Here is a 15,526-nt window from a genome sequence, read left to right as displayed (position 1 = left end):
ACGAGGTCCCCATGCAGCCGCAGCCCGACTGGCGCCCCCATGCTCTCGACGGTGCCCTCCTCTGGTTCCATCGGAAGACGGGGACGAACCTCCGGCTCGATGCCCCCAGGACACGGCACCTGCGACGCCGCGCGCCCCGGCTGGTGCTCTTCGGCATCACCAACGCGTGCAACCTGGCGTGTGGTTTCTGTTCGCGGGAGCGCGAGGCGCGCAGCGACTGGACGGTGGACTCGGCGTTCGAGGTGCTCTCGGGGCTGGCGCGCGCGGGGACGCTGGAGGTGGCCTTCGGTGGCGGGGAGCCGCTCGCGTTCCGGGGCTTCGATGCGCTCGTCGAGCGGCTGGCGACGCACACGCCGCTGGCCATCCACTTCACCACGAACGGGGTGCTGCTCTCGGAGGAGCGGCTCGCGCGACTGCAACCCCACCTGGGTGAGGTGCGGGTGTCCCTGTACGAGGACAACGACTGGGAGGCCAGCGTGGCGCGGCTGGCCCGCGCGGGGCAGACCTTCGGGGTGAACCTGCTCGCCACGCCGGAGCAGGTGTCGGGCCTCCCGGAGCGGCTGCGGAGGCTGGAGGCGCTGGGGTGCCGCGATGTCGCGCTCCTGCGCTACGTGGGGCGGGATGCGGCGCTGCGGCTCGGCGCGGACGACGAGGCGCGGCTCACGGACATCGTGGCGGCGAGCCCGGTGCGCACGCGGCTGTCGGTCTGCTTCGGGGACATGCTGCTGGAGGTGCCCCGGCTCTTCGGCGGTGACTGCGGCGCGGGGCGCGACTTCGTCACGCTGACGTCGGACCGGAAGCTGAAGTCCTGCTCGTTCCATGGCGCGGGCCTGCCCATCGGCTCGGCGGAGGACGTGCTCCAGGCGTGGGAGGGGAATCAGGCGACGCTGTCCACGCCGTCGCCCCTGCCGGGCTGCGCGCGCGTGAGCTCGCCGCGCGCGGATGCGCTCGAGGACGGTGTCCGGGTGTGGCGCGGGTTCTCCGGCAACAACAGCGGCGACTGCGTGCTCGTGGGCCGCTTCGACACGTCCGAGGAGGCGACCGCGTATCTGGAGATGCTCGTTCCCGATTGGAAGTCGGGGAGCGACTACCCCGAGCGGTGGAAGACGCTGCTGGCGGCCGAGGGCATCCCCATCGCGGCGGATGAGTATGCGCCCCAGGTGATGCTCGCGGTGGGGCGCGCGGTGCTGATGCACACCGACATGACGCTGGGAGACGACTTCCGCGCGCTGCGGACGCTGGTGTGGAAGCGAAAGGGCCGCCTGGTCCACACAGGCATCCATGTCCACGCGCAGGTCATGCTGGCCACGGTGTTCGGGGTGAAGGACGCGGCGTCGCTCCCCGCGCTCGCGCGCGCGTTGGACGCGTCGAAGCTCGGCACCTTCATCCGCCACGCGAACCAGCTCCACGGACTGGTGGCTTTCTGGGGCGAGTCAGGCGAGGAGGACGCGCTCGACACGGTCGTGACCCGACTCTCCGCGATTGCCGGGGAGCATGAGGCGGTGCTCGCCGCGGAGCTGGTGGAGGTGGCTCGGGAGGCCAACCTGAAGCAGGTGCTCGCGTCGAGACATCCGAGGGCCACTCGGACGAGGCTCTGGGTCCTGTTCGATTCGGCGGAGGCCGCGGCTCGCTACGCCCGGGACCTGGAGGGCGCCGTCACCGTGGCCGGCGCGCACGTGCTGCTCGAGGAGGGGCACTTCGGTCCTCGGCTGGGGTACCTGGCCCATCGACAGGGAGGACGGGCGCTCATGCTCACGGGCCAGCGCGTCATCGTCACCGGGTACTTCGCGAAGAAGAGCCCTGGGGCCGCTGACATGGTGCCACGCCTTCGGCCGTACCTGTCCGCGGATGACCGGCTGGAGACCGTGTCCTGGGAGAAGTCCCTGATGATTCAGGTCGACACCCAGGCGCCGGGGCCGGTGTTGAAGGGGTTCACGGAGCTGGAGGTGCTGCTCGGGATGCCCATCCAGGTGAGGCTCCATCCCGACAATCCGCTCGCGGAGGCCCTGCACCGCCTTCGTGAGGAGGTGGAGGCGGAGCGCTGAGCCCGGGTGGGCGGCTTGCCTCTCCGGGGCGCTGGGCTACGCTGATGGCCGAATGGCGACAGAGAAGGCGCTGCTGCTCATCGCGGACATCGGCGGCTACACCCGCTTCATGAAGCACCACCGCTTCAGTCTTGCGCACGCGCAGGACTCGGTGGCGCAGCTGCTCGAGGCGGTCATCGACGCGTCGGGGAAGCTCAAGCTCGCCAAGCTGGAAGGCGACGCGGCGTTCTTCTACGCGGTGGGAGAGGACCACGGCTCGCTCGCCCAGCGCATCGCCGACATCCGGCGTGCGTTCCTCGCGCGGCGGACGCTGTTGGACGTGGACCGGATGTGCAAGTGCGACGGGTGCACGCAGGTGGGCTCGCTGACGCTCAAGTTCGTGGCCCACTCCGGAGAAGTCGCGTTCCAGCGCGTGAAGCACCTCACGGAGCTGGCGGGCGTCGACGTCATCCTCGTGCATCGGATGCTGAAGAACGACGTGCCGGTGTCCGAGTACGTCCTGATGACCGACGCGGTGCACCAGCGGCTGGAGCCGGAGCTGCGAGGCAAGGCCCAAGGGCTGGAGCACGAGTTCGAGGGCCTGGGGCGCACGACCTGCCACTACCTGGACCTCAACGACAGCGCGCTGACGCTGCCCGTCTCCGTGAAGCCGAGCCTGCCGCGCAGGCTTTGGAACAAGCTGCTGCTGGAGCTGCGCACGCTGAAGTACGTGCTCGGCTTCGCCAAGCCCTGTGAGGACTTCCGCAACGTGGAGGTCGTCGACGCGAGTGAAGCGTCCAAGGCGGACCACCGCACCTGACCGGACGCGCGGCGGAATCTTCCAGGCTGGCCCAAGGCTCGATGCGTCGGCGCTCAGGTAGGCCACCCGCTCACCGGCGCACGCACTCGAGCGCCCAGGTGAAGCGCGGGCGGAGTTTCTCGACACAAGCGGACCCGGACGCCAACGCACGGCCACCGCGCACGCCATGGCGCGCCTCCGCGACCCGCGTCGGATGCGACGACAATGCGGCTCGGGTACCTTGCCGACCTCACCTTCACCTCGAGGTCCGCCGTGGAGACACTCGCCTGTGGCCATGCCGCGCCCGTCGCGGGTCTGTGCTGCGTCCACCTGCTCGAGAACGAAGACGCGGGTTACTACGTCCGCTTCACCGGCAGGGGCGCCTGGATGGACCTGCTCTGTGAGGACTGCGGCCGCGTCAGCCACCCCGGACAGGCCCACCGCGCCGTCTGCACCGACTGTCAGCAGGCCACCGTCGCCCGTGGCTTCGACCTCATCGGCGTCATCGGCCGCCCCGAGTCCCGCTCCCGCGCCACGGACCTGCGCTTCGAGCATCGCGAGCACAGCCTCTCCGCGCTCACCGGACGCACGCCGCTCGCCGTCGCCGCCCTCGGCGCGTCGAGCTGGCTCGCGGTGGACCCGGAGGGCGCCCTGCTCCGCCTGGATCTCGACGAGGCCCCCCCCGCCCGTCTGGGCTCGGTGAGCGACACCGCGCTCGACCTCGCCGCGCCCCTCGCGCTGCACGTCTCCGCCTGCGCCCGCTTCGCCGCCGTGGTCAACCTGCGCGGCAGCCACGGCGTCGTCGTCGACCTCACCACCGGCGCGGTGACGATGCGGCTCGACCGGGGCTCGTACCACACGAAGCACTGCGACTACTCCGTCGCCTTCTTCCGCGATGGCGACCGCACGCTGCTCGTACACGCCACCGGGTGGAACCGGCTGGACCTGTCGGACCCCGCCAGCGGCGCGCTGCTGAGCGCCCGCGAGCCGCCGTCCCGAGGCGAGCCCAATCAACCCATCCGCGCGCACGAGCTCGACTACTTCCACTGCGGCCTCACCGTGTCCCCCAACGACGAGTGGCTCGTGGACGACGGCTGGGTCTGGCACCCGGTGGGCATCCTCACCAGCCTCTCGCTGCGGCGCTGGGTGCGGGAGAACGTCTGGGAGTCCGAGGACGGCCCCTCGCAGCGACGGCTCCGCGAGGTCCCCTATTACTGGGACGGCCCGCGCTGCTTCGTCGGCCCCCGCATCCTCGCGACGTGGGGCTTCGGTGGAGACGTCGACAAGCTCATCGACGCCGCGCTCTTCCACGACGTCTCCACCGGCAAGCTCCTGCGCTGGTTCCCAGGTCCCCGAGGCGCCTTCGAGTGCGACGGCAACCTGCTGCTCGCCAGCGCGGCGGACACCGGCACGGCCGTCTGGGACATCGAGACCGGTGAGAAGCTGCACGAGGACGCCACCCTCAAGCCCACCGCGTGGCACCCGGTGGCGCGCCGCTTCCTCACCGTGCTCCCCCAAGGCGGCCTGCGAGAGAGCAGCCTGAGCGGCACCGCCTGGTGAGCCGCGACGGACTCAGGCGGGGAACACCGCCACCTCGAGCTGACTCAGCCGCTCGGGGTCGAAGATGGACTCGATGGCCACCACGCGCCCTGCCTCCACGGTGAAGCGCAGCACGGAGACCAGCCGGCCTCCCGGCGCGATGACCAGCCCCACCTGCCCATCGATGAGCGCGAGCTGTGTGAAGCGCGCACGCGCCGACGCGAGGGTGGCCTGACGCGCGACGAACGCCGCGCCCCGGACCTCCCGCGACGCCCCGGGTGGCAACACCTGCGCATCCGTGCGCGCCACCACGTCCGGGTCCAATATCGCGAGCAACGCGTCCAGGTCCCCGCCCCGCGCCGCCGCATGGAAAGCCGCGACCAGCTCCCGCTGCCGGCCCAGGTCCGCGTCTGGAGAGAGCGCGGCCCCATGCACCCGGCGCCGCGCCCGGCTGGCCAGTTGCCGGGCCGCCGTCGCCGTGCGCCCCACGATGGGCCCGATGTCGTCGAACGACAGCGAGAACAGGTCGTGCAGCACGAAGGCGATGCGCTCCGGAGGACTGAGCGCGTCCAGCACCACCAGCAGCGCCACGCCCACCGAGTCCGCCATCAGCGACGCCTGCTCGGGGTCGCCCGCGGCGGGCACATGCTCCAACCGGGAGACGCCCTGCAGGTCCGCGGACTCCTCGCGGCGGGAGCTGCGGGTGCGCAGGAAGTCCAGGCACACCCGCGCCACCACCGTCGTCAGCCAGCCCCGGGGATTCACCACATCATGGGTGTCCGCCCGACTCACGTGGAGCCAGGCCTCCTGCACCGCGTCCTCCGCCTCGCTCACCGAGCCCAGCATCCGGTACGCCACGGCCCGAAGGTGCATCCGGTGGGACTCGAACTCCCTGGCTCGCCGAATTTCTTCGTCCATCGGTCACATTCTTTCGCGGGGCTCCGTCATCGCGGCGCCGGACGCAGCACGGCGTCGATGTGACACGCAGACAGCGGTTCAGCAACTCCCTTCCACCGGAGCCCTTCGCGGCTCCCGGAGCACTCCTGTCATGAACTCCCGCATGAAGAACCCCGCGATGGTCGTCCCCGAGGCCATGCACGCGCTGATGGCGCTCTCCAAGGCCACGAGCCAGGGCGGCGTGCCGCAGAAGACGCTGGACCTGGTCCACCTGCGCGCCAGTCAAATCAACGGCTGCTCGGTCTGCGTGGACATGCACCCGCGCACGGCCAGGAAGGCCGGTGAGAGCGAGGAGCGGCTGTTCGCCGTCGCCGCCTGGCGCGACACGCCCTACTTCACCGACGCCGAGCGCGCCGCGCTGGCGCTCACCGAATGCGTCACCCGCTTGAGCGACCGTTCGGACGCGGTGCCCGACGACGTCTGGCAGGAGGCCGCCCGGCACTACGACGAGCCGGCGCTGGGCGCGCTCGTGATGTCCATCGGCCTGGTCAACCTCTGGAACCGCCTCAACGCGGCGACGCGCCAGCGGGTGGACCCGAACGCCCGCTGGTAGGTGACATGCGACGTGTCCTGAACGGGACCCCCTCCCCACGGAGCACGTTGGAAGTCCGGGCCTCCCACCCCACCGTCCGTTGCTTTTTTGGACCCGGAAAGGAACGGACATGCGGGCAAGACTCTGGTGCACCTTGTTGGGACTCGGACTGGCGGGGTGCGGAGTTTCCACGAGCCCCGAAGCGACACAGGCCGTCGACACGGGCGCAAGCGCAGCCCGTGCCCAGGCCTGTCCCCAGGGCACGGCCTCCCGGTTGAAGGTCATCACGCCACCGGGCTCGGGCCCCGTCCTCATCGCCGGCAAGCAGCGCGGGACGGACCTGCTCGTCGACATGGGCGGGATGCTCTACTTCGGCACCAACTTCCAGGATGGCGGCGCCACCCTCTGGCGCACGGATGGAACCCCCGGGGGCACCGTGGAGGTGAACCGCTTCGCCCCCGCCCCGCGGCGCGCCCCTCGACTGGGGAGCCTGGTGGCCATGGGCCGCAAGGTCTTCTTCGAGGTCGACGACCCCGACACCGGCAACGAGCTGTGGGTCAGCGACGGCACCCAGGCGGGGAGCCGGCTGCTCAAGGACATGACGCCCGGCGCGGAGGGCTCGTCGCTGATGCATCACACCGCGCTCGAGGACGTGCTCGTCTTCGTCCGGGCGACGTTCGACTCCCAGCCGCCCTACGTGCATCACGAGCTGTGGAGCTCGGATGGAACGCCCGACGGCACCGTCCGCGTGGCCCTCATCCCCGACGACGTCATCGTCCAGGCCACCTCGTTGAAGGTGGGCAATTCGCTGCTCTTCTTCCTGTCCTCGGAGCGCGGCGGCACCACGCTGTGGCGCACCGACGGCACGCCCTCCGGGACGCTCGCCGTCAAGAAGGTCGACTCGCGTGACGCGTACGTCCACCACGTGGACCCGACGGGCGACGTGGGTCTGTTCGTGATGAACGACGGCTCGCACGACGAGGTGTGGAAGACCGACGGCACCGCCCAGGGCACGGTGCGCCTGGACTCCTTCGGCAGGTCCACGCGGCTGCTCGGCGTGCTGGGCGACTGGGTCTACCTGGGCACGCTGTCGTCGAACATGCGCGCGCTCCACGTGGAGCGCCTCTCGCTGGAGGGCGGCGGCAAGGCGCGCATCACCACCCTGGACAACCCCTACGCGAATCGCCCGGATGCCATGCCCTATCTGCAGCGCACGCTGCGCTCCGGAGGGAAGCTCTACTTCTCCATGGCCATCGGCGGCACGGGGCCCGGCCACCAGGACGTGTCGCTGTGGGTGACGGATGGCAGCGCCGCGGGCACCCGGTTCATCCATCGTCCGTTGGACCTGAGCCTCGACTCCAGCTCCCCGCTGTTCGACACGGGCCACGGCGCGCTGCTCTTCAGCGGGTCCGAGTACGGGGCCACCGAGCCCTGGTTCACGCGGGGCACGTCGGCCACCACGGGGCAGCTCGCGGACATCACCCCGGGCCCATGGGGCTCCTCGCCCGCGGGCTTCCGCCGCCTGGGCGAGCACGTCTTCTTCTTCGCCAAGGACGACACGGGCGACCAGCAGCTGTGGAGCACGCCGGCCGACTTCTCGTGCGCGGCCAGGGCTACCCCGTAACGGCGAGCCCCACAAAACGCGCGGTGGCGCGCGCCTCGGAGCGCAACCAGGCGCGCAGCGTCGCCACGTCGGAGCGGCCCGACAGCGGCCGCGGGTGGACGAGCCAGTAGCCGTAGTCGTTGGGGAGCACCGTCTCGAAGGGCCGGACGAGCCGTCCGGTCCGCAGGTCCTCGGCGGCGAGCATCAGCCGGCCCAGCGCCACGCCCTCCCCCTGACGCGCGGCCTGGAGCACCAGCCCCGCGTCGTTGAACGCGAAGCCCTTCGTGGTGTCCACGCCCTCCACCCCGGCCGCGTCCAACCAGCGCCGCCAGCCGTCCTTCGGCGTGTCGTGGAGGAGCCGGAGCTTGCGCAGGTCCGAGGGCGAGCGCAGGCGCCTCGCGAGCGCGGGCGTACACACGGGCGTGAGCCCCTCCGGCGCCAGCAGCTCGGCCTTGAGCCCCGTCCACTTCCCCAGCCCGGAGCGCAGGCCGACATCGAAGCGGTCGTCCAGGAAGTCCCACAGCTCGCCGGCGCTCGAAATCTGGAGCTCCAGCGCCTCGTGTCGCTCACGCAGGGACGCGAGCCGGGGCACCAGCCAACACGCGGCGAGCGAGGGCAGCACGGTGAGCCGCAGCGGCCCCGGCTGGGCCTCGTACAGGCGCGTGGTCGCCTCGGCCAGATGCTCGAAGGCGGGGGTGAGCTCGCGCAGGTAGGCCTGTCCCTTCTGCGTCAGCGTCAGCGCGTGACCCCGGCGCTCGAACAGCGACACGCCGAGCCAGTCCTCCAGCTGACGCACCTGATGGCTGATGGCGGCCTGCGTGACGCGCAGCTCGGTGGCGGCGCGGGTGAAGCTCAGGTGCCGTGCTCCCGCCTCGAAGGCACGCAGGGCTCCGAGCGGTGGAATGCGTCGCATGCTCGATGAGCTCCCTTTATCGAGGGCCCGAGGATAGCTCGCTGGGGAGCGGGCTCGAAATGGAGTTTGTCCCAGCGTGTGCCCGACGCGATGGACGCGCCGGGGGCTTGGGGCTTGCGCCATGATTCCCGTCGAAGTCTGGGTGATGTTCCTCGGTTACACGGTGCCGATGGTGTTCAGTCCGGGCCCCGGCAACACGGTGCTCGCCACCGCCGGAGGCCGCTTCGGCCTTCGCGGTACACTGCCATTCTGGCTCGGCTTCGAGGTGGCCAACGTCGCCCTGTGCCTCGTCTACGGGTTGGGGCTGGGCCGTGCGCTGCAAGGCGTGCCCGCGCTGCTGCACGTCCTGCGCTGGTGCAGCGTGGCGTACCTGCTCCATCTCGCGTGGAGCTTCGTGCGCGGCACGCGCGCGCCCACCGCGGAGGACGCGGAGCCGGAGCGGCTCGGGTTCGTCGAGGGCGTGCTCGCCGTCGCGCTCAACCCGAAGATCCACTCGATGGTCCTGGTGATGTTCTCGCAGTTCCTGAGGCCGGAGCTCGGGATGCTCGCGCAGACGGCGCAGCTCACCGGGGCCTTCCTGGTCGTCTGCGTGGCGTGCCACTTCCCGTGGATCTACGGCGGGAAGCTCATCCTGGGGCGCTTCCGCTCCGAGCGGGCCCTGCGCATCCAGGGCTGGACGTTCGGCGCGTGCATGGTGGCGGTGGCCGCCTACGTCGCCGTGGCGTGAGCCGCCCCCGAAGGCCCGCGGAGCCTCGTGGCTCCGCGGGCCTCCAGGTCCTGCCGTTACCGCTTGATGATGAACTCCACGCGGCGGTTCTCGCCGCGGCCTTCCGGGGTGTCGTTCGTCGCGATGGGACGCGACGGACCGTAGCCCCTGGCCTCCAGGCGCTTGCCGTCGATGCCGCGCTTGATGAGGTAGGCGCGCACCGACTCCGCGCGCTCCTGGCTCAGCGTGCGGTTGAGTTCCTCCGGACCGGTGTTGTCCGTGTGGCCCTCGATGCGGATGGCGACGTCCGGACGCGCCTTCAGCTGCGCGGCCACGTCATCCAGCACCCTGGTGCCCTCGCCCTCGATTTCGGCGCGGCCCACCGTGAAGGTGACGCGACGGTCCGCCAGCGACAGCTTCTCCTCCACCGGCGCCGGCTCCGGGCAGCCCTGACGACCCGCCACGCCCGCTTCGTTCGGGCACTGGTCCTGGTCATCCGGGACGCCGTCACCGTCCGTGTCCTTCGCCGCGGGGCAGCCCTGGTTCTCCGCCGTGCCCTTCTGGTCGGGGCACTTGTCCTCGTCGTCCGGCACGCCGTCGCCGTCCGTGTCCTTCGCCGCGGGGCAGCCCTGGTTCTCCGCCGTGCCCTTCTGGTCGGGGCACTTGTCCTGGTCATCCGGGACGCCGTCGCCGTCCGTGTCCTTCGTGGCGGGGCAGCCCTGGTTCTCGGCCGTGCCCTTCTCGTCCGGGCACTGGTCCTTCGCGTCCGGCACGCCGTCGCCGTCCTTGTCCGGGCAGCCACCCGCGTCCTTGCTGCCGGCCTCGCTCGGGCACGCGTCGTTCCGGTCCGGCACGCCGTCGCCATCCGAGTCCGGGTCCGGGCAGCCCTCGTTGTCCGCCGAGCCCGCCTCGTTCGGGCAGCGGTCGGACTTGTTGAGCACACCGTCGTTGTCGTCGTCGTTGTCCGGGCACTGCTCGGGCGTGTGCTTGCGTCCGCCCTGGCAGACGTCCTCGCGGGCGGGGTTGTGCGCCCAGGCGATTCCCGCGCCCAGCCGCCACGCGGGCGTGCCGGGGATGTTCGTGAAGCCCTTCCCGGCGAGCGCGTTCACCTCGAAGCCGTGACCGATGGGAAGCCGCACGCCGCCGAGCAGCTCCACCGCCACGTCGGGCTGCACCAGCGACTCGGCCACCTGCAGCGCCAGCTCGCCGCGCAGCCCCTCGCCGCGCGTGGCCACCACCACGGACTGCTCCAGCTCCGTGCCCACGTCGCGGCCCGGGTTCACCTCCGTGGACCGGATGCGCGCGCCCGCGCTGGCACCCAGCGCGAACATACCCACCTCGCGGCCGAGCGAGACGCGGGGCGAGAACTGCAGGCCCGCCCAGTGCTCCTGTCGACCGAAGGCGCTCGCGCGTCCACCCGGGAGCCCCACGTCGAGCCCCACCGCGAGCGACAAGGGCGCGCCCTCGTCGCGACGCAAGAGCGAGTAGCGCGCGCCCACTTCCGGCGTGCCCAGGCCCGAGGACGACGGCGTGGAGATGCCGACGTACATGCCCTCGCCATGGCCGCCCTGGTGGATGATGACGGGCAGCCGCGCGGACAGCTCCAACCGGTCCACCGGCGACCACGCGCCCTGCACCCAGGCCGACGTGCGGTAGTGGAGGATGGAGCGCTCGCTGCCGTCGCTGCCCTCCAGCACCAGGATGCCGCGCTCGTACCCCACGAGCAGGCTGAGCCGGTAGCCACCCTCGTTGAGCAGCCGCCCGGTGTCCACCGTCAGCGAGTCCACCGCCGACGCGTTCAGCCGCAGCCGCTCCGCGTCGAAGGGGCTCAGGGGAGTGGAGGTCGTCTGCGCCGAGGCTCCGCCCGCCGAGGCCAGCGCCGCGGCGAGCACACACATCCGTGCCGATTTACGCAAGGGAAGGTCCTTCGAGCTGAAGAGTCGGAGGAGAGGATTCGAGGCGCTCATCGACCCGCCTCCTCGCGGCCACGACGACGATTCGCCCACACGGCGAGCACCGCCAGCACCACCAACGCCAGGTTCGCTCCACCGCCCGCGGCCTGGCAGCTGCCGCCGGCGATGCGCACCACGAAGGTCTGCACGGTGACGTCGAACTCGCACCGGGAGGCGTTCCCCGAGGCGTCCGTCGCGGTGACGGTGACGCGCGTGCGGCCCGCCGGGAAGCGCGAGCCGGACGGGTGCGACGTCGTCACGGTGACGGCGCCGGCGGTGTCCGTCGGAGGCGGCACGCTGTAGGTCACCTCCGCGCCGCCCTGCGCGTCGGACTGGACCTGGATGTCGGCGGGGCACGTCAGCGTGGGCGCCGTCGTGTCGCGCACCGTCACCAGGAAGGTGCAGGTGACCTGCTGGCCGCCCGCGTCCTCCGCCGTCACCGTCACCGTCGTGTCGCCCAAAGGCAGCGTGCTGCCCGAGGGGTGCGAGTAAGTCACCGTGGGCGCGGGCCCGCCGTTGTCGGACGCCGTGGCCGGGGGATAGGTCACCACCGCGCCGGCCGCGCTCGTGGCGTCCACCACCAGGTCCGCCGGACAGGTGAGCGTCGGCGGGTCATCGGTCACGTCGACCGTCACGGTGGCCTCGTTGCTGTCGAGCCCGCAGTCGCGCGCCCGGTACGTGAAGCTGTCCGGTCCGAGGTAGCCCGGGTTCGGCGTGTACGTGAGGTCGGGCGGCGTGCCCGTGAGCGTGCCGTGCGCCGGCGGCGTGACGATGATGAACGTGAGCGCGGAGCCCTCCGCGTCCGTGCCCGTCAGCGTCACCTCCGCGGGCGCCCCGTTGCTCGACAGGGCCGTCAGGCCCTGCACGGTGGGCGCCGTGTTCGTCACCGCGCGCACCACGCGTCCACCGCCCACGCCGTTGGCGAAGACGGAGAGCACATACGCGCCCGGCGTCACGCTCGCGGGGATGGTGGCCGTCACGCCCGTGGCGGACATGTCGCTGCCCGGCAGGCTCCACAGCCGCCGGCCCTCGTTGGCCTGCAGGCGCACCTGCGGGAAGGCCGCAGAGGAGTCGCGGTAGTCACCCGAGCTGGCCCCGGAGATGCCCTGGAACCCCGTGCCGGTGATGCGCACCGGACAGCCGATGGGGACCTGGTCCGGCGTGGCCACCGTCGGCCGCCAGGCGGGCTGCGCGCCCGTGTCCTCATAGCGCGAGGCGCTCGCCAGCCAGGCACCGCCCGCGTCCTGCCCGCCGAAGGTCAGCGCTTCGCCGGTGGACAACACGATGAGCTTCGAGAGCGTCCGGCCCTCGGGCAGGTTCGCCGCGGGCTGCCAGGTGTTCGTCACCGGGTCGTACAGCTCCGCGCTGTTCAGCACGCTCCCCCCGCCCTCGCCACCCGCGACGAGCACGCGCCCGGAGGGCAGCAGCGCGGCGGAGTGATGGGCCCGCGCCGTCGTGAGCGTCCCCGCCGGAGACCAGGTGTTGGTCGTCGGGTCGTACAGCTCCGCGGTCGCCGTCTCGGCCGTGGGGGAAAGGCCGCCCGCGGCCAGCACCCGCCCGGATGGCAGCAGGGTCAGCGAGAAGTGGGCCCGGCCCTCCGCGAGCGACGCGGCGGGGGACCACGTGTCCAGGGCCGGGTCATACAGCTCCACCGAGTTGACCGACGTCGAGCTGAAGCGCCCGCCCGCCACCAGCACCCGACCGTCCGGCAGCAGCACCGCGGCGTGGTTCGTGCGAGTCTCCGGAGTCGTGGCCACCGGACGCCAGGTGTTGGCGGCCACGTCGTAGATCTCCGTCACGCCCGCGAGCCGTCCACCCGTCACCAGCACGTCGCCTGTCGCGAGCAGCGTCGCGGTGTGGCCATCGCGCGCGCCCGCCATGTTCCCCGCCGGAGTCCAGGTGTCCGTCGTCGGGTCATACCGCTCCGCCGAGGACAGGCGCGCACCGCCGTTGTTGGCGCCACCGACGGCGAGCACCTGTCCCGAGCGCAGCAGCGTCAACGTGGCGCGCTCGCGCGTCGTGCTCATCGGGGCCGCGGCGGACCACGCGTCACTCGCGGGCGTGTAGCGCTCCACGTCGCCGAGCACGCCCGTGTCCGCGCGGCCTCCGGCGACCAGCACCTGCCCCGAGGGCAAGAGCACCGCCGACAGACCCTCACGCCCCGTCGCCAGCGCGCCGGCCGGCGTCCAGCGGGAGCTGGAGGCCTCGTAGCGGTCCGTCTCCGCGGTGAAGACCGTGGGCCCACCCGACTGGTTGAAGCCACCGGTGACCAGCACCTGCCCGGTGACGAGCAGCGTGGCGGTGGCGTTCTCGCGGCCCATGGCAACCGTGCCCGCGTCGCTCCAGGTCCCCGTCGCCGGGTCATAGATTTCCGAGACGGTCTGAGCCACCCTCGCGTCATCCGAGCCGCCCATCACCACGACCTTCCCATCCGGGAGCAGCGTGGCCGTGTGGCCGTTGCGGGGAAGCCGCAGCGCGCCCGTCGCGGTCCAGGTGTTGGCCACCGGGTCGTAGAGCTCCGCGTGCGTGACGACATTCGCGCCCGAGCGGCCGCCCGCGAGCAGCACGCGCCCATCGGGCAGCTGCGTCCCTGTCGCGTAATGACGCGGCACCAGGGGCGGAGCCGCGAGCGTCCAGGTCCCGGAGGTGGGGTCGTAGAGCTCCGCGCTGGGGACGTTCCCACCCCCAGGGTTGAAGCCGCTGACCACCAGCACCCGACCATCCCTCAGCCGCGCGGCGACGTGGGCGCGGCGGGCGGTGGACATGGAGGCCGTGGCCGTGAAGGTGTTCGTCGTCGGGTCGTACAGTTCCGCCGTCGCCAGGCTGGAGCCGCCCGCGACCAGCACCTGCCCCGAGGACAGCAGCGTGGCGGTCGGCAGCGAGCGGCTCGCGGACATCGCGCCCGTGGCGGTCCAGGTGTTCGTCGTCGCGTCGTACAGGCGCCCCGTCAGGCTGCCGTCCATGAAGGCGACGGCCCTGCCCGTCGGCAGCATCACGCCGACCGACGTATTGCCGGTGATGCCCGGGGCCGCGACGGCGGACCAGGCGCCCCGCGTGGGGTCGAACCGCTCCGCGCTGGTGACGAAGCCCAGGCTGTTGACGCCGCCCACCGCCAGGACGGAGCCATCCGTCAGCGGGATGGCGGCGTGCTGGGCCCGCGCGGTCGCCATCACCGCGGTCGAGGACCAGCCGGGGTCAACCACCAGCGGCGCCTGGAGCCCCGCGAGCGCGACCTCCGAGACGATTCCCACCTGAGGCGCCACGACGTCGAACACCTTCGCGACGGCGCTCGCGCGCACGCCCGACAGCCGCGCCGTCCCGCGACGGGAGGTGCCTTGCGCGTCACGGACCTCGGACGGGTGGAAGCGCAGCACCGGCGCGCCGTCCTCGTCGAGGAACTCGATGACCTCGCCCGTGTCCCGCAGCCGCGTCACCGTGGCCGGGAGCGTGACGCGGTACTCGGCGCGGTGGTTGGGCTCGGAGGCGTCCACCACCCAGGCCTCCTCGATGCGCGAGCCGCGCCAGCCCTGGCTCAGCGCCGCGAAGCCGCCCACCGGGAAGAAGAAGTGCCTCTCGCCCACGTACGACACGGCGCCCTCGTGGCGCGGCGTCCCGTGGTCGGCCTCACCCGGCGACGACTCGACCCGGAAGGACAGCCCCCGGGTGGAAATCTCCAGCGTCCCGCTCCCGGTGAGCCGGGCCGTCAGCGCCCGCGCGTCCGAGCCGGAGGCCGGCATGTGGGACGACGAGAAGCGCCTGGGGGCGGCCTCGTCCGTGGCGAGCTCCGGGAAGTAGCTCCGGGCCAGGGCGAGCGCATCCTCCGCCGCGGGCAGGTCGCGCTGTTGCTCGCACGACCACACCACGGCACAGCACAGCATCAAGACCAGGCGTTGCAAGACGCATCTCGACTGCATCTGTCACCCTCCCAGGACCCGAGCGTGAATCACGGGCCTACGCGCCGGGGCGCGTGCCACGCGGAAGGACCCGCGCGTGTCGACGCACGCTGTATCACGCTTTTCCTTGAACCGGACCCACTTGACTCGCCCTGGGAGGTCATGTGGTGTCCCTGGCTCCAGGAGGCATCCACCCATGACGTCGACGAAACACGAAGTCGTGAGCGCGCCGGGGCTGCCCAAGCCCGTGGGGCCCTACTCGCCCGCGATGAAGCTGGAGTCGCTGCTCTTCGTCTCCGGACAGGCCGCCACGGACCCGGCCACCGGGAAGCAGGCGGAGGGAATCGAGGCGCAGACGGAGCAGGTGCTGCGAAACCTCGAGCGCATCCTCGTGGCGGGCGGCTCCAGCCTCCAGCACGTCCTGCGCTGCGGCGTCTTCCTGACGGACATGAAGGACTTCCGCCGGATGAACGCCGTCTACGAGCGCGTCTTCGCCGGACACCGCCCCGCGCGCACCACCGTGCAGGTGTCGGCGCTCCCCGACGAGGGGCTGGTGGTGGAGATCGACTGCGTCGCCTACGTGCCCTGAGCCGCGCGGCGCGGGCCGT

General features: G+C 71.9%; 11 protein-coding genes. 7 read left to right on the top strand and 4 right to left on the bottom strand.

Annotation, left to right across the window (positions count from 1 at the left end; translation table 11 throughout):
• Positions 1-11 precede the first annotated feature (11 nt).
• The 3 genes from AC6JA9_RS10245 (at position 12) to AC6JA9_RS10235 (ending at position 4,383) form a co-directional block, all read left to right on the top strand.
• A complete protein-coding gene (locus tag AC6JA9_RS10245) occupies positions 12-2,045 on the top strand; it encodes a radical SAM protein (RefSeq protein ID WP_497959594.1) in 2,034 nt (677 codons plus the stop codon).
• 52 nt (positions 2,046-2,097) lie between these two features.
• Positions 2,098-2,844, top strand: coding sequence for a DUF2652 domain-containing protein (locus tag AC6JA9_RS10240; protein WP_497959593.1), 747 nt, complete (start codon positions 2,098-2,100; stop codon positions 2,842-2,844).
• A 252-nt stretch (positions 2,845-3,096) separates the two neighbouring features.
• Positions 3,097-4,383 carry a YncE family protein gene (locus AC6JA9_RS10235; protein ID WP_497959592.1) on the top strand — a complete coding sequence of 429 codons (1,287 nt, stop codon included), beginning with the start codon at positions 3,097-3,099 and terminating at the stop codon, positions 4,381-4,383.
• A 12-nt stretch (positions 4,384-4,395) separates the two neighbouring features.
• On the opposite strand, the gene AC6JA9_RS10230 is transcribed toward AC6JA9_RS10235, so the two are convergent.
• Positions 4,396-5,280: a sigma-70 family RNA polymerase sigma factor gene (locus AC6JA9_RS10230; RefSeq protein WP_497959591.1), complete on the bottom strand. Its 885-nt coding sequence runs from the start codon at positions 5,278-5,280 to the stop codon at positions 4,396-4,398.
• Positions 5,281-5,410: 130 nt separating this feature from the next.
• Here AC6JA9_RS10230 and AC6JA9_RS10225 point away from each other — a divergent pair, with 130 nt between their 5' ends.
• Positions 5,411-5,872: a carboxymuconolactone decarboxylase family protein gene (locus AC6JA9_RS10225; protein ID WP_141323994.1), complete on the top strand. Its 462-nt coding sequence runs from the start codon at positions 5,411-5,413 to the stop codon at positions 5,870-5,872.
• Positions 5,873-6,125: 253 nt separating this feature from the next.
• Positions 6,126-7,475, top strand: coding sequence for a hypothetical protein (locus AC6JA9_RS10220; protein WP_223784608.1), 1,350 nt, complete (start codon positions 6,126-6,128; stop codon positions 7,473-7,475).
• Here the strand turns inward: AC6JA9_RS10220 and gcvA are convergent.
• Positions 7,465-8,367 (bottom strand): transcriptional regulator GcvA, encoded by a 903-nt coding sequence (gene gcvA / locus AC6JA9_RS10215; RefSeq protein WP_223784607.1) that lies wholly within the window; start codon positions 8,365-8,367, stop codon positions 7,465-7,467. The two genes, AC6JA9_RS10220 and gcvA, sit on opposite strands and share 11 nt — an antisense overlap.
• Before the next feature lie 121 nt (positions 8,368-8,488).
• Here gcvA and AC6JA9_RS10210 point away from each other — a divergent pair, with 121 nt between their 5' ends.
• On the top strand, positions 8,489-9,094 hold the full coding sequence (locus AC6JA9_RS10210) for a LysE family translocator (protein ID WP_223747990.1): 606 nt from the start codon (positions 8,489-8,491) through the stop codon (positions 9,092-9,094).
• A gap of 56 nt (positions 9,095-9,150) precedes the next feature.
• On the opposite strand, the gene AC6JA9_RS10205 is transcribed toward AC6JA9_RS10210, so the two are convergent.
• Positions 9,151-10,404: an OmpA family protein gene (locus AC6JA9_RS10205; RefSeq protein WP_497959590.1), complete on the bottom strand. Its 1,254-nt coding sequence runs from the start codon at positions 10,402-10,404 to the stop codon at positions 9,151-9,153.
• Between the two features lie 632 nt (positions 10,405-11,036).
• Positions 11,037-14,921, bottom strand: a complete 3,885-nt coding sequence (locus AC6JA9_RS10200) for a Kelch repeat-containing protein (protein WP_497959589.1) — start codon at positions 14,919-14,921, stop codon at positions 11,037-11,039.
• A gap of 193 nt (positions 14,922-15,114) precedes the next feature.
• Between AC6JA9_RS10200 and AC6JA9_RS10195 the strand changes: the two genes are divergently transcribed.
• Positions 15,115-15,507, top strand: a complete 393-nt coding sequence (locus AC6JA9_RS10195) for a RidA family protein (RefSeq protein WP_497959588.1) — start codon at positions 15,115-15,117, stop codon at positions 15,505-15,507.
• The last annotated feature ends 19 nt before the right edge of the window (positions 15,508-15,526 follow it).

This window comes from Myxococcus sp. MH1, from assembly GCF_059738865.1.
The sequence above is the reverse complement of the archived record's forward strand: the minus strand, read 5'-3'. Positions and strand labels throughout refer to the sequence as shown.

What these genes read in the sequence shown, in the direction of transcription:
- gcvA (WP_223784607.1), bottom strand. Translation starts at nt 8,367, where the DNA reads ATGCGACGCATTCCACCGCTCGGAGCCCTGCGTGCCTTCGAGGCGGGA.
- AC6JA9_RS10230 (WP_497959591.1), bottom strand. Translation starts at nt 5,280, where the DNA reads ATGGACGAAGAAATTCGGCGAGCCAGGGAGTTCGAGTCCCACCGGATG.
- AC6JA9_RS10240 (WP_497959593.1), top strand. Translation starts at nt 2,098, where the DNA reads ATGGCGACAGAGAAGGCGCTGCTGCTCATCGCGGACATCGGCGGCTAC.
- AC6JA9_RS10245 (WP_497959594.1), top strand. Translation starts at nt 12, where the DNA reads ATGCAGCCGCAGCCCGACTGGCGCCCCCATGCTCTCGACGGTGCCCTC.
- AC6JA9_RS10195 (WP_497959588.1), top strand. Translation starts at nt 15,115, where the DNA reads ATGACGTCGACGAAACACGAAGTCGTGAGCGCGCCGGGGCTGCCCAAG.
- AC6JA9_RS10205 (WP_497959590.1), bottom strand. Translation starts at nt 10,404, where the DNA reads ATGTTCGCGCTGGGTGCCAGCGCGGGCGCGCGCATCCGGTCCACGGAG.
- AC6JA9_RS10210 (WP_223747990.1), top strand. Translation starts at nt 8,489, where the DNA reads ATGATTCCCGTCGAAGTCTGGGTGATGTTCCTCGGTTACACGGTGCCG.
- AC6JA9_RS10225 (WP_141323994.1), top strand. Translation starts at nt 5,411, where the DNA reads ATGAACTCCCGCATGAAGAACCCCGCGATGGTCGTCCCCGAGGCCATG.